The organism is Sulfuriferula nivalis, from assembly GCF_009937995.1.
Classification (GTDB): Bacteria; Pseudomonadota; Gammaproteobacteria; order Burkholderiales; family Sulfuriferulaceae; genus Sulfuriferula; species Sulfuriferula nivalis.
Genome location: NZ_AP021881.1, coordinates 2932377 through 2946429 on the forward strand (window position 1 = coordinate 2932377; position 14053 = coordinate 2946429).

General features: G+C 48.3%; 14 protein-coding genes and 1 pseudogene. 11 read left to right on the forward strand and 4 right to left on the reverse strand.

Translation table 11 applies throughout. The features are described from left to right. Positions 1–58: 58 nt before the first annotated feature. From hemC to SFSGTM_RS14390, 5 genes are all read left to right on the forward strand, one after another. Positions 59–1000 (forward strand): hydroxymethylbilane synthase, encoded by a 942-nt coding sequence (gene hemC, locus SFSGTM_RS14370; protein WP_434784333.1) that lies wholly within the window; start codon positions 59–61, stop codon positions 998–1000. After that, positions 997–1773: a uroporphyrinogen-III synthase gene (locus SFSGTM_RS14375; protein ID WP_162085767.1), complete on the forward strand. Its 777-nt coding sequence runs from the start codon at positions 997–999 to the stop codon at positions 1771–1773. The genes hemC and SFSGTM_RS14375 overlap by 4 nt, the downstream gene beginning before the upstream one ends. Further along, the gene (locus SFSGTM_RS14380; RefSeq protein WP_162085768.1) at positions 1766–2785 is read left to right on the forward strand and encodes a uroporphyrinogen-III C-methyltransferase; all 1020 of its coding nucleotides are present in this window, start codon (positions 1766–1768) and stop codon (positions 2783–2785) included. The genes SFSGTM_RS14375 and SFSGTM_RS14380 overlap by 8 nt, the downstream gene beginning before the upstream one ends. After that, positions 2785–3204, forward strand: coding sequence for a heme biosynthesis HemY N-terminal domain-containing protein (locus SFSGTM_RS14385; protein ID WP_162085769.1), 420 nt, complete (start codon positions 2785–2787; stop codon positions 3202–3204). Before SFSGTM_RS14380 ends, SFSGTM_RS14385 begins: the two co-directional genes overlap by 1 nt. Positions 3205–3421: 217 nt before the next feature. Continuing rightward, positions 3422–3733 (forward strand): hypothetical protein, encoded by a 312-nt coding sequence (locus SFSGTM_RS14390; RefSeq protein ID WP_162085770.1) that lies wholly within the window; start codon positions 3422–3424, stop codon positions 3731–3733. A gap of 318 nt (positions 3734–4051) precedes the next feature. Here the strand turns inward: SFSGTM_RS14390 and SFSGTM_RS14395 are convergent, their stop codons facing one another. Further along, positions 4052–5167, reverse strand: a complete 1116-nt coding sequence (locus SFSGTM_RS14395; RefSeq protein WP_162083488.1) for an IS91 family transposase — start codon at positions 5165–5167, stop codon at positions 4052–4054. After that, a pseudogene (locus SFSGTM_RS14405) lies at positions 5164–6077 on the reverse strand (tyrosine-type recombinase/integrase). Before SFSGTM_RS14405 ends, SFSGTM_RS14395 begins: the two are co-directional and overlap by 4 nt. 168 nt (positions 6078–6245) lie before the next feature. Between SFSGTM_RS14405 and SFSGTM_RS14410 the strand changes: the two are divergent. The 5 genes from SFSGTM_RS14410 (at position 6246) to SFSGTM_RS14430 (ending at position 9149) form a co-directional block, all read left to right on the forward strand. Further along, positions 6246–6752: a hypothetical protein gene (locus SFSGTM_RS14410; protein ID WP_162085771.1), complete on the forward strand. Its 507-nt coding sequence runs from the start codon at positions 6246–6248 to the stop codon at positions 6750–6752. Between the two features lie 147 nt (positions 6753–6899). Next, positions 6900–7595, forward strand: coding sequence for a CTP synthase C-terminal region-related (seleno)protein (locus tag SFSGTM_RS14415; protein WP_162085772.1), 696 nt, complete (start codon positions 6900–6902; stop codon positions 7593–7595). Between the two features lie 83 nt (positions 7596–7678). Beyond that, positions 7679–8182 carry a GNAT family N-acetyltransferase gene (locus SFSGTM_RS14420; protein WP_162085773.1) on the forward strand — a complete coding sequence of 168 codons (504 nt, stop codon included), beginning with the start codon at positions 7679–7681 and terminating at the stop codon, positions 8180–8182. An 89-nt stretch (positions 8183–8271) separates the two neighbouring features. Continuing rightward, complete coding sequence (locus SFSGTM_RS14425; RefSeq protein ID WP_162085774.1) at positions 8272–8676, forward strand: GFA family protein; 405 nt, start codon at positions 8272–8274, stop codon at positions 8674–8676. 86 nt (positions 8677–8762) lie between these two features. Then, positions 8763–9149, forward strand: coding sequence for a VOC family protein (locus SFSGTM_RS14430; RefSeq protein ID WP_162085775.1), 387 nt, complete (start codon positions 8763–8765; stop codon positions 9147–9149). Positions 9150–9541: 392 nt separating this feature from the next. Here the strand turns inward: SFSGTM_RS14430 and SFSGTM_RS14435 are convergent, their stop codons facing one another. Both SFSGTM_RS14435 and SFSGTM_RS14440 read right to left on the reverse strand, forming a co-directional pair. After that, entirely contained in the window at positions 9542–10546 is a 1005-nt protein-coding gene (locus SFSGTM_RS14435) for an OmpA family protein (protein WP_162085776.1), read from the reverse strand. Positions 10547–10828: 282 nt separating this feature from the next. Next, the gene (locus SFSGTM_RS14440) at positions 10829–11149 is read right to left on the reverse strand and encodes a YajG family lipoprotein (protein ID WP_162085777.1); all 321 of its coding nucleotides are present in this window, start codon (positions 11147–11149) and stop codon (positions 10829–10831) included. A 412-nt stretch (positions 11150–11561) separates the two neighbouring features. On the opposite strand from SFSGTM_RS14440, the gene SFSGTM_RS14445 reads away from it, so the two are divergent. Next, positions 11562–13655, forward strand: coding sequence for a GGDEF domain-containing response regulator (locus tag SFSGTM_RS14445; protein ID WP_162085778.1), 2094 nt, complete (start codon positions 11562–11564; stop codon positions 13653–13655). Positions 13656–14053 lie beyond the last annotated feature (398 nt).

The following is a 14053-nucleotide window of genomic DNA, read 5'->3' on the forward strand; positions in this document are numbered from 1 at the left end:
CGCGCTTAATTGAGTTAAAATAAGCACTTGATTACCGATTCTACCAACAGGTTATATTTTGTTAAATAGTCCAAAACTCCCCCCGAAACTTGTGATTGCATCACGTGAGAGCGCCTTGGCCATGTGGCAAGCGGAACACATCGCAGCCCGCCTAAGTCAACTATACCCGCAAATGGCCGTCAGCATTCTGGGTATGACCACGCAAGGCGATCAAATTCTGGATGTTTCATTGAGCAAAATCGGTGGTAAAGGCCTGTTTGTAAAAGAACTGGAAACCGCAATGTATGAAGGACGGGCTGACATTGCCGTGCATTCCATGAAAGACGTGCCGATGAATTTGCCCGAGGGGTTTACCCTGGCAGCCATCGGTCAGCGTGAAGATCCGCGCGACGCCTTGGTTTCCAACAAATTTGATACGCTGGATGCGCTGCCACATGGCGCACGCGTTGGTACATCCAGCCTGCGCCGCGAGAGCCAGTTACGCGCACGCTTCCCGCACCTGATCATCGAACCTTTACGCGGCAACGTGCAAACCCGTCTACGCAAGCTGGATGAAGGTCAGTATGACGCGATTATATTGGCAGCAGCAGGCCTGAAACGCTTAGGGCTGGGCGACCGCATCCGTGCCGAATTACCAGCGGAACAAAGCCTGCCAGCGGTCGGTCAAGGTGCTTTGGGTATAGAGTGTCTGGAAAATCGCGACGATTTAATCGCCCTGCTCGCCCCGTTAAACGATGCCGACACTGCTGATTGCGTGCGTGCCGAGCGCGGCATGAGCCGCACTTTGGGTGGCAGTTGCCAGGTGCCGCTGGGCGGCTACGCGGAAATCATTGCTGGCCAGATACAGCTACGCGGCTTTGTCGCAGAAGTCGATGGCAGCCGCATTATCAGCGGCAACATCACAGGCGCGCGGGATCAGGCAGAAACTTTGGGCGCAACACTGGCCGAACAACTCATCGCGCAGGGCGCAGATAAAATACTCGCGGAGTTGTCACTATGAGCATCGATTTAAACAAACAAGGCATACTCGTTACGCGCCCGGCTCAACAAGCAGCAGAGCTCGCTGAACAAATTAGCGCAGCGAATGGCAAGCCAGTGATATTCCCCGTGCTGGAGATACTCGACACAGCAGACCTGGCACCGCTATACGACTTAATCGACCGCCTCGACACAGTTGATATGGCAATATTCATCAGCCCCAACGCCGTCAATAAGGCAATGAATCTGATCAAATCACGCCGGGCTATCCCTGCGACCTTACAAATTGCCGCCATCGGCCGCGGCAGCAGTCGTGAGCTCAAACACTTCGGCATAGAAAAAATCATCGCGCCGACTGCACGTTTTGATAGCGAAAACTTACTGGAAATGCCTGAACTGCAAGACGTAGTGGGCAAACATATCGTGATATTCCGTGGTGATGGTGGTCGTGAATTATTAGGCGATACCTTGACCGAGCGCGGCGCAGTAATCGAATATGCAGAATGCTATCGTCGTAGCCGCCCTGACGTAAATGCCGGTAACTTAATGCGCCAATGGTCACGCAATGAAATTAACGCTGTCACCATTACCAGCTCTGAAGGCTTGCGCAACCTCTACGACATCCTCGGCAAGCTAGGTCGCCAATGGCTGAAAACCACCCCAGTATTTGTTCCGCACGAACGCATACTGGAAGTCGCAAAAGAATTAGGGCTGGAATATGCCATCCTCACCGAATCAGGTGACGAAGGCTTAATTGCTGGCATGAGCACCTGGTTTGCAGAACACCATGTCTGACGCAAACGACCAGCCCGATTTACTCGACAAGATCGGCGATTATTTCGATCCCGCGCTTATTATCGCAGTTTTGGCACTGGCATTTGCCGGCTGGCAATGGTGGCAAACTCGCGTAGAGTTGAGCACCTTACGCATAGAAGTCAGCCAGCGCCTGACTACCGCGAATGATGCCGCACAAGCCAGCCGCACACTAAGCCAGCAAACTGCCGACAACAGTCGCGACATGGCAATACGTCTCGGTGAAATACAAGCCAAATTGGCCGACTCACAAAATCAGCAACTGGCGCTGGAAGCACTTTACCGCGACATGTCCAAGAGCCGTGACGATGCCACGCTGGCGGATATTGAGCAGACCGTACTCACCGCGAATCAGCAATTGCAATTAGCCGGCAATGTCAAAGCCACCATCATCGCGCTGCAAAACGCAGACACCCGGTTACAAAGTATCGACAAGCCACAATTCACCAATCTGCGCCGCGCACTCAAGGCGGATATCCAGCGTTTACAATCCTTGCCACAAGTCGATACCGTCGGTATTACGCTGGCGCTAGATAGCCTGATCGCGAACATCGACTCCTTGCCATTGTCCAGCGACCACGAAATTCCTGCCACCTCGCCGACAGTAGCACCCAAGCTCACGACAGTCGGTGCGGCGCACGAATTCAGTCAGGAAATGTGGCATGAGATTAAGGGTCTGGTGCAAATACGCCGAGTAGACACCCCCGACAACGCATTGCTTGCCCCCGAGCAAAGTTATTTTTTACGCCAAAATTTAAAACTGCGCTTACTCACTGCACGCATAGCTTTATTTGCGCATGATGAAACCAGCTATAAAACAGATTTAATCGCAGCAAAAACCTGGCTCGCACAGTATTTCAGCACACACGACAGCCGCACTGCCAAAGCTTCCAAACAGATAGACAGTTTGATCGGCAGCCCAATCAGCATCCAGCTCCCTACCCTGGCCGAAAGCATCGCGGCGCTCCAATCCAGCCGTCTGGGTAGCAAGTAATGCGCACACTGATCTGGACGCTACTGATATTCGGCCTGGCGGTAGGATTCACGCTGGCTGGCAAATTCGACCCGGGTTATGCCGTATTAGTCTACCCACCCTATCGCATAGAATTATCGCTAACCTTACTGGTGGTCATATTTCTAGGTCTGGTCGTAGTCAGCGACTTATTCGCCCGACTGGCAGACCTCACCCTGAATCTCCCCAAACGCGTCCGCACCCATCGTTTGCAACAACGTCAGGAACAAGGTCAAAAAGCATTATTAGCTGCAATGGATCATTTCTTAGCGCAACGTTATGCTGATGCGGAAACAGCTGCCCAGCTTGCACTGAGTCTGGAAGCCCATCCGGAGTTGGCGAAAAAAATAACCGATCAAGCAAAAGAAAAACAACACCCTAAAGTCAATCAGCATTCCTGAGCTGTAAGTAACACAAGCGGTCACCCATACTGACAAATCATTACTATTCACCCTAATCAGGCGAGCGTAACCGATTTGCAGTATTATCACATCATATGATAGACGCTAAAATTGATGGAGTGAATATGAATCAACAACTTATCAGAACACTACTCGCCTCATTATTAACAACAATACTGACCGCTAAGTCCGTCTAATAACTGTTAGCGATCACCTTATGAAAACAGCGGCAATCCTAATAATCGGCGCGGCACTTCCCGTGAGTATTGCAGCCTCATTTTTCTCACGCCGACTCTGGCTTGGCTTTTTGCTTCCACTCGGAGGTCTCGCGGTCTATTTAGTGCTTGCCTCATTCCATGCGACCGGATGGAAACTTGATCAAATCGGCCTGCCCCTCGCATTTTCAACCGCACTAATGCTTACGCTCGGCCTGCCCATGAGTGCTATCTCAGGTATTGGTGCATGGTTTGGCTTGTATCTGTCGAAACGACGTTTCTCAACAGAAAAAGCACCAGAAAATGGAGCTTGAAATCGCTAACGAATAAGGTTAGATTGTGATCGCGAAGCGAGCCACAATCTGAACCGTTTGTTGGACAAGCCCGGCATGGCTGGGGCGGGTGTTGCTTGAGCGCTTATGGAAATATCTTTTTGACTATGCTGGCATAACTGGACGCGTTACGCATCCCACCCGCCATTTCACGACCTTCACGTTGCCATTGCAGCAACTTATTCTATTCAACTCACCGTTTTTAGTCGGCTTTTCGGGCATGTTAACCCAATTTCAGCCTTCTTCAGGGCGAGCACGGCCATACCTGCCTAGTCTGGCAGGTGGGCGGTGTGGGCTGGTTTAGCGCATGGTCTCCCACCCTGTGTCATCTGCTCTGTGTTCCCGTTTTATAGATGGGGCTGATGTGGCTAGCGGTATCGCTTTGATACGTGTGCGCACTATCTTCATCACCCCACCGCAACATTGGCAACGTATCGCTGGTCTGGGTTGCGCTGGCGGCGGATTGTTCCGTCGCCATAGGTGGGTCAGCTGTAGCTGGGTGAGTAGTTTGCTATTGGGATGCAGGTAGCCAAAGTTGCGGGCGCGGCGGTAGCCTTTGGGCAGAATGTGTTGCAGTATCAGTCGCAGGAAGGCTACACCACTCAAGGTACGGGTTTCCATTTGTTTGGTTTGGCTGTTCCGGTAACGGAAGGTGACCTGACCATGCCGGTCGGAGAGGATGTCTTTCTCCTGTATCACCCCCCGATACAGATAGCGCCCAAGGTAGATCAGAGCGTGCTGTCCAGTGCCGACGGCTTTGCAATCCACCACCCAATCGGTCGGGTAATCGTTTGGCAGGGTGAGTCCTGCTTGTCTGATGCCTGCCAGTAATTTGGCACGAAATACTTTGGCCAGGGCTTTGTGGTTAAACAGGTAGTTGCCGTGTTTATGACGCATGCGTCGCTGTTTGGGGTTAAAGGCGACAGCGGGCATGACGAGATGCACATGGGGGTGATAGTCCAGTCGGCGGTTATGGGTATGCAGTACAGTCACCGCCCCTGCGCTGCCGCGCAGCTTGTTGTCGTTTTGGCTGAAGGTGTTGACTGTTTCCCACGCGCAGCGTGTGATCAAGTCATACATGACGCGCTGATGTTGCCAGGCCAGTGTGCGCAACTGGGCGGGCACGGTGAAGGTGAGCATGAAGTAGTTGGCGGGGATGGATTTGTGTAATTGCTGGTCTATCCAGCGCTGTGATTCGTGCGCCTGGCAATGCGGGCAATGCCGATGACCGCAGGAATGTGGCAGGTAGCTGGGTGTTTGACAATCATCACAGGCAAGTTGCATCCTCGGGCTCATCTGGCTACGGCAGGTTTGAAAGGCGGTTAAGGCAGCTTGCTGGCTGGGCAATAGGTGATGACCGTGTTGTGCAAGCAGTTTAGCTGCGTAGGTTGCTACGATGTGCGCCAGTCTGATCATTTGACTTTGCCCCAATGAATGTGGAATTTCTCCATTAATTGATTAAGGCGAGTGTGTGCGCTCTGATGGCGTTGTTCGGTGAGGTGGGTGTAGCGGATGGTGGTGAGGATGGACTGGTGTCCGAGTATCTGCTGAATTTCGAGTAAATCGATGCCAGCTTCTATCAGGTGGGTGGCATAGCTGTGGCGCAGGCTGTGTGGTGTAATTCTTTTTTTAAGCCACAGTCACGGGTCACTTGACCCAAGGTGGTCTGGATACCACCACGATCCAGCGGGGTGCGTGCCAAGTGCGATTTGGCAAGACCGCCGTGTCGATTAGGAAAGAGCAAGCTTGGGTTGCGATGGGTGAGCCAGAAACGGCGCAATACCTGCAAGGTGTTCTCTGATAACGGCACCAATCGATCACGGTTGCCTTTGGCGTTGCGTACTTGCACCCGCATCCGATCCGCATCGATATCCCCTACCTGCAAGCGTAAGCCTTCGCCTAATCGTAAGCCCAGGCTGTAGAGGGTGAAGAAGAATACGCGGTAGCTCAATACGCGGGTGGCCATGAAGATTTGTTGTGCCTGGGCGACGGTAATGATGTCGGGCAGGCTATATGACTTGGGTGGTTTAACCAGATCCGCACCTGGCCAGGGTTGGCTGAGTACATGGGCATAATAGAACTTCAGTCCATACAGATCATGTTTGAGCGTACTCCATGAATGGGTATCCAGGATGCGAACAAAATAGTCGGTTAATTGTGGCTTGGTGAGCGCGTCTATCTGGTCATTAAAATACACCGCTGCGCGCCGTACGCCGTGTGAATACAAGGCGATGGTTTTAGGCTGCATGCCTCTGAGCTTGAGGCAATTCAGCAGTCGCTGGTGATTGTGCTCGAAGTGCGCGGGGATGGGTGTGGGGGCTGTCAATGTCGTCTCCTCGTGGTACAGTAATCAAAATTCCATTGCTGGGGGAGACGAAATTATGCTGCGTAATTTGATGGTTCGGGAATATTTCTCCGCGATAGCGGCTTCGTTCAACCCGGCATTCAAGCGGGACACCTATCGGCGCCCCTTAATTTTACATTAGAGCTAGATATGAACCTGCCTGTGTACCAAGTGAAAAATACAATTTTTACAGCGCTGAGCTTGTTTATTGTAGATGCCTTTGTAATGAATCAAGGTGCTATTGCAGTAATAACCGGAGTGGTAATAGTCTTATGGCTATTGCCGAAATCTTTGGTACTGAAATACAAAAGGGAATCAGCGCGTGTTCCACTCACAAAAGCAGCTATATATAGCATAATGGTTCTGTTAGTTTTTCTGGCTAATGTTGCTAACAATAAGCTTGCAAAATACCGCGCAGAGAATTTAATTGTTGCTATAGAAAAATATCATCAAGAAACAGGGCATTACCCTGAAAAATTAAATAACCTTGTGCCAGAATATATTTCAAATATACCACTCGCAAAGTACACGCTATTTTTCAACAAATTTAGGTATATAAATCATAAAGATACCCAGGCACTGTATTATGTTGAGTTGCCGCCATTTGGTAGACCCACATATAGTTTCAACCGACAATCATGGGGTTACATTGACTAGCCCTAACACATCTCTCAAGGTCGCTCCTCGCTTTGCTCATCACTGGACAGCTCCAGTCACAACGCATTTGCTTCGCAAATTGTATGCGCTGTATTCGACAACCGTCTAGTTTGGAAGGGCTTGAAGTCCCAACAAGATGGAGTAACAATGACTAAATCAATAGCCTTGCTCGGTGAATACACACCAACATTCCCACCACATGTTTCCACCAATGTAGCCATTGAGCATTCTTTAAGCCAATTGGGCGTGGATGTGGATGCAAGATGGGTTTCAACAGCAGACATCGACCAAACACTATTTGAACGTTATTCAGGGATATGGGTTGCACCTGGAAGTCCATACAAGAGCATGGAGAATACGCTTTGGGCCATTCGCTATGCGAGGGAAAATAATATCCCTTGCTTCGGCACATGCGGAGGATTTCAACATATTGTAATTGAGTATGCCCGTAACGTCCTTGGTTTCAAAGACGCGCAACACGCCGAGTACGACCCATATGCCTCAAGTCTTTTCATCTCCCAATTGGCTTGTTCACTGGCAGGCCGCGGAATGCAACTTCATTTTGCGCCAGGATCTCAGGTAGCGGCAATCTACGGTGAGTTATCAGCGAAAGAACACTACTACTGCAATTTTGGGGTCAACCCAGATTGCATTCATGAGTTGAAGCAGGGAAAGCTGAAGATATCAGGCTCCGATGCTGAAGGTGAAATCCGCGTCATTGAATACACCGACCATCCATTTTTTATTGGCACGCTATTTGTGCCTCAAGCTCGCTCATCACCTGAAAATCCACATCCATTAGTTACCGCTTTTTTGGAGGCCGTAGTTGGTCATGCTGCCTAATACAACATTCAAGCGGAACGCGCTGAAACACGCCTTTTATTCTATTATGTGTATATACGAATAAGAATATTTATGGGATGACAATGAAACTTGAATTAGCCAACATAAATCAGCTTGAAGAAATATTGAATCTGGTGAATCTGTCCTACCGTGGTGAAATCGGCTGGACTAGAGAAACAGATATCGTTCAAGGTAACAGGGTAACGGACACCGAAATCAAACACGCCATTCTAGATAGCGATTCACATTTACTTGTTTACGTTGAAAATGGAAAAGTGCTTGCTTGCATTAGAATTGCAACCGAGCAAGAAGAAGCGCACATAGGTTTATTTGCGGTCGACCCGCAACTTCAGAGACAAGGCATAGGAAAAATGGTGCTTGCAGCGGCAGAACATTATGCCGCCAGTAATCTAGGGGCCAAAAAATATGTCATGCTTGTGGTTACGCAAAGACCAGAACTCATCGCCTATTACGAACGCAGAGGCTATAGTCGAATAGGTGTTAGCGCAGAATATCCTGTTCACCTTAATGTTGGTATTCCAAGAAAAGCTGGGCTAACGATAGAGTATCTGGCAAAAGTCGCATGACTGTAAATGGCACAAGTTGGCCTTGCATTTCACACAAAAACAACAAGATAAAAGTAAATTCGGACACTGTTACTACATAAGGTGAAAATATGAAGGGTAGTTGTTTATGCGGTGTTATTGAATATGAAATAGATCAATTGGACATGCCAATTAGTCATTGCCATTGCCGTACTTGTCAAAAAGCACATGCTGCTGCTTTTTCATCAACAGCGGGTGTTATGCGGGATCACTTCCGCTGGCTTAAAGGCAAAGAGAAGCTGGCTGCCTTTGAGTCTTCACCGGGAAAGTTCCGGCATTTCTGTTCTGTTTGTGGTTCTCACCTCATGGCCGAGCGCATCACACAGCCACATGTCATTGTGCGCGTGGCAACGCTCGATGAGGATCCGCGCAGCAAACCTGCTATGCACATCTGGTGCTCACATGACGTTCCATGGCTGCAAGACGACAAGGACATTCCACACTTTCAAGAATGGCAACCCGGTAGAGGTAACTGAACGGCACCTGAACTATCATTCCACCGAACCTGCGTAAAAAATTCGCAGGTTACTCACTTCCACTTTAAATATACAAGTTACTCTTTATGAAAATAGACAGCCTTGATCATTTGGTACTTACCGTAAAAGACATTCACGTCACCACGGCCTTCTATTCAAGCGCCTTGGGCATGGACATCATTACTTTCGGCGGCAGTCGAAAAGCACTCTCTTATGGTACGCAAAAAATCAACTTGCATCAGCATGGCAAAGAGTTTGAGCCAAAAGCGCAACTACCCACTCCCGGCTCGGCTGATTTGTGTTTTATCACGTCAGTCCCGATACCTGATGTGGTAAGTCACCTCGCTTCGTGCAACATTACTGTAATTGAGGGGCCAGTTCAGCGCACAGGAGCAACAGGCCCAATTCTTTCTGTTTATTTCCGTGATCCTGACATGAATCTTATTGAGGTTGCGAACCGTGTGCTTGCTTAACATTGCAGCCAAATAGAACAGTGCTTAAGTCGAACTATCTACCTTGAACGTATGGCAACCACTCCGAAAGAACTTGATGATTATTAATCTGACATAGAAATCACCATTCAGGAAAGTGCTGCCTGCAATTGGGGCTTTAGAGGTATGCATGGTGATGAAATAACGTTGAATTATAAAATCGATGTCTAAACCGAATTCCTCAGTATTCAAAGAAGGCGGGATGGAGCTGGTCAAATACATTAACCCGCAACGTTACAAAACAACAAAAGGGCGGTGCCTTATACAAAGCACCGCCTCCCTGTTTCCTGTTCAATATCCTAGCGCTTTACCAAGCGGCCTGTTACAGCACACTCGGTGTAGTACTCTGATATTTCCAAGCTTAAATCTGTTACTTAGTTCATTATTTCAATTTCTACGCGACGGTTTTCTGCGCGACCAGCTTTAGTTTTGTTACTTGCAACAGGCTTGGTTTCACCGTAACCTTTGGTGGTCATACGGCTAGCAGCAATCCCTTTTGACTCCATATAGTTCTTAACTGTCATCGCACGCTCTTCAGACAGTTTCTGGTTATATTTAGCTTTACCAACGCTATCTGTGTAACCAGTAATCTCAACATCAATATCTGGATACTGGGTCAAACTTCTAACGTTATCATCAAGCTTTGCTTTACCTGCAGGACGTAAAGTAGCCTTGTCAAAATCAAAATTTGTTCCTTCAAAAATGACTTTGGTATGCGCTACTGGACGAGCGATTTCAGGCTGTGCAGCTGGTGCTGGCTCAGGCGCTGGCGCAGCGGCTGGAGCTGGTGCAACGTAAGGTGCTGGTGCAACATAAGGCGCTGGTGCAACTGGTTTAGGACCTATTGGGATTACCAAGCCTGCTGATATGATCCAGTCTTGTGGGCTGAAGGTGTTAGCTCCGCCAGCAACACCGTCAATATAACGATAACGGACATCAGCACGGAAAGCGATGTCATTCTTCCATGTCATGAAACCCAGACCTGCGTTAGCAGCCAGATTATTTTCTGAAACGCCGGTATAACGTGTTTGAACATCACCCGCACCGATAATTGCATAAGGTGAGAAAGCAGGGTCGCGGTTGAAAAAATACAAAGCATCAGCCATCACAGCAGAGTTCTGAACTCGGCCTGACGTGCTAGCACCCTTGGCATCCTGAGTGGCAAAAGTAGCATTTAATTCTATATTCCAACGATCTGAAACTGGCTTACCAATACCTATGCCTACACCATAACCATCATCCGTACCCCAGTCTTTATCGGTAACGGTATAGTTTATAGTTGGACTGACATATAAGCGAGTATCTAGTTCTGCAGCAGCCGCTTGACCAGCCATTATTGCGCAAGAGATTGCGACGAGATTACGTAAAATAGGTGACATATAATTTTCCCTTAAAATAAAAGTGTAGTCATAGTGCTATGACCACTTATGTTGCAACAAAATAGACAACTAACAAAAAACAGTAAGAACACGTTGCGGAAGCAGCGACTTGCTTCGTAGCTGTACCTATCTGAAAATGATCACTATCAATCATTTTTGAATAATCGGCTTATTCTCAAAAGCGATCTGTGCGCTAGCGCACCTAGCGCATAAAAAATTTCTGCTGCATGCCACCCCAAATCACGAACGGTGCATGCAAACTGTTAACCACGACAATAAATGTTATTTTTGCTCAGTCGGTACTGGAACAACAATTACTGCACCATCACCTGTTTTGCCAGTTGCACCAGTGTCACCCTGAGCACCTTGATACCCTTGCGAACCAGTTTTACCAGTGTCGCCTTGAGCACCATCATAGCCCTGCTCGCCCATTCTGCCCTGTGTCCCAGAGTCACCTTGCATGCCTGTCGCACCTTGTGGACCAGCCGGCCCTGGCACAGCGACTGGAACGGGCGTTGCTGGCACATTAACTACAGTGGGTTTATCACAACCACTTAATCCGAAAGTGGTTATTAGTGCAGCGAGTAACATGGAATATTTCATAATGGAGCCTCTTTTTAAAATAGATAGGGATTAGCGTACCCCAATATGGGCATTAAGTCGTAACGAAGCAGTGGTCAAATTTCGCACCCGTGAACCGCGATTTGGACTACTACGTCAGAGCAACGCTGCGGCAAGGGTAAGTTGAATTGTCGGCCAGTTCTGTACGCTGACGAACATAGCGCGATATTTATTATGAAAACGACGTGATTGGCAGAGCACCAGCCAAACCCCAATATGATTTCCACATATTGGGATTAATGAAGCAAAAATATACGTACTCTGTGTTCCAGCGCACAGACCAAGCATATATATCTTGATAAATTTGCAACTGGGGGCACTGAATTTGTAACGTTACTAACCCATCATCTTTAAATGAAATGCCGCCACTTCTAATCTCAAAGGCTAACTAAGTATGGACAAGCAGGACGACTGTGTACTGATTATCGAGAGCGACCCTGATGCGGCAGCATTTATTAGTGCCGCACTAGTAGACGCCAAAGATGGCCCATTCATTGTAGAGTGGATTACAACTCTTCAAGATGGGATAGAACGACTAAAAAAGGGGAAAGCCAAAGCAGTCTTGCTTAATATGTTTCTATCTGACAGTAAGGGCATAGAGACATTTAATAAGCTTTATGCCAGCAATAGCCAGGTTTCTATCCTGGTTCTGAGCGATCAGGAACATGAAGAAGTGGCAAAACTAGCGATACAGTCTGGCGCGCAGGATTATCTACTAACAGGTTTCATAGATGCTCATTCGCTATCTCGGGCAATTCGTAACGTAATGGCGCGTCAAGTAGTGGAAGATGAATTGTTCCTTGAGAAAGAGCGTGCTCAGGTCACGCTTAATTCCATTGGTGACGCGGTTATCAGCACGGATATTAATGGCAATATCACCTATCTGAATATGGTAGCCGAACACATGACAGGCTGGTCGCAGAATGAAGCCGTAGGTCAGCCGTTCACCAAGGTATTTCAACTCATTGACGGTCTCACTCGTGAGCCCTTACCCAACCCTATGGACTCAGCTGTGCAGAAGAACAAGACTGTCGGTATTGACATTGACAGCGTGCTGATACGGAGAGATGGCGTAGAGACTTCTATTGAAGACTCTGCCGCACCCATCCGTGATCGCGGCGGTCGTGTTATTGGCGCGGTGATCGTGTTTCACGACGTCAGCGCAATTAGATTGATGGCGCTCAAAATGTCACACCAGGCTCAGCACGACTTCCTCACCGATTTACCCAATCGCTCATTATTAAATGATCGCCTTACACAGGCTATTTCACAAGCACACCGTAGCCAAAAACAATTGGCGGTGCTATTCATTGATCTGGATCACTTCAAGAATATCAACGATTCACTAGGGCATTTGACTGGTGACAAACTGCTACAGTCGGTTGCTCAACGCTTGACAGCATGTGTACGCAGCTCGGATACAGTCAGTCGCCAGGGTGGCGATGAATTCATCGTGCTACTTGCCGATGTTGACCATCCTTCAGCAGCAGGGTATAGCGCCTCCAAAATACTGGCCGCATTATTAGAACAGCATAATATCGATCAACATGAGCTGAATGTGACTATGAGCATCGGTATCAGCATCTTTCCTGATGATGGTGAAGATGCGGATACCTTACTCAAGAATGCCGATGCTGCGATGTATCATGCCAAAGAACAAGGGCGCAACAACTACCAATTTTTCAAGCAGGAAATGAATGATAAAGTGGTAGAGCGGCTATCAGTGGAAAATGGTTTACGTCAAGCATTAGCCCGTCAAGAATTCATCCTGCATTTCCAGCCAAAAATTCATTTCAAAACTGGCCTGATTACCGGCGCAGAAGCATTAATCCGTTGGCAGCATCCGGACCGCGGGCTACTCCATCCTCAACAATTCATCAAAATTGCCGAAGACTCCGGATTTATCATACCCATAGGTCAATGGATGCTGAAAACGGCCTGCCAACAAGCCAAAGACTGGCAGCATGAAGGTCTGCGCCCCATCCCTGTATCGGTAAACATCTCCGCTGTAGAATTCCGTCACGACGGGTTGGTTAATAATATTCGCAACACGCTTGCGGAAACGGAAATAGAGGCAAAATATCTGGAAATCGAATTGACTGAAAGCACATTGGTTCAGGATGCCAAGTCAACCATGATAACCCTGCATGCACTAAAGGCTATAGGCGTTAAAATTGCCATTGATGATTTTGGGACCGGTTATTCCAGCCTGAGTAACCTGCGCCAATTTCCTATCGACACACTAAAAATTGACCAATCGTTCGTGCGTGACATGATTAATGATGACGATGATGCGCTTATTGTCAGCGCCATTATCGGTCTGGGTAACAACCTGAACTTCAAAGTCAGTGCCGAGGGTGTAGAAACGCAAAAGCAACTGGCTTTCTTGCAGGCAGAACGCTGCGAAGAAGGACAAGGTTACTATTTCAACCCACCTGTCGATGCAGTCGCTTTCGCTACATTACTAGGAACCAACCACGCAGCATAGTGAAACTTTCAGCGAACCTGCCTTTACAGGCATTATCGATCACTCATCACCCAGATCATCTGTAAGTATATATGTACGGTAACGTACAGACCTACCAGAAACGCCAACCTACACTTGAATACCTTGAGCCCGGGACGTAGCGTGCGCTCGCCCATTTGCCTGGGACAGCATATAAATCAGGCCACGAATGACGCTGGCAAATCGGCTGAAATTCATTCCGCCTGGCAAAACATGAGGAGAGTATCATCAAGGAATTCAGTTTTTCGCTAAAAACACACAACTCCCTGCATAGCGATCAGGATACCGCCTTACTCAGCTCGGAACTGTTCAGCATTGAACAACTGAAGCGGCATGCGGTACTTCTGGCGGGACAGCACCTGATAGACCCACAACTGGGG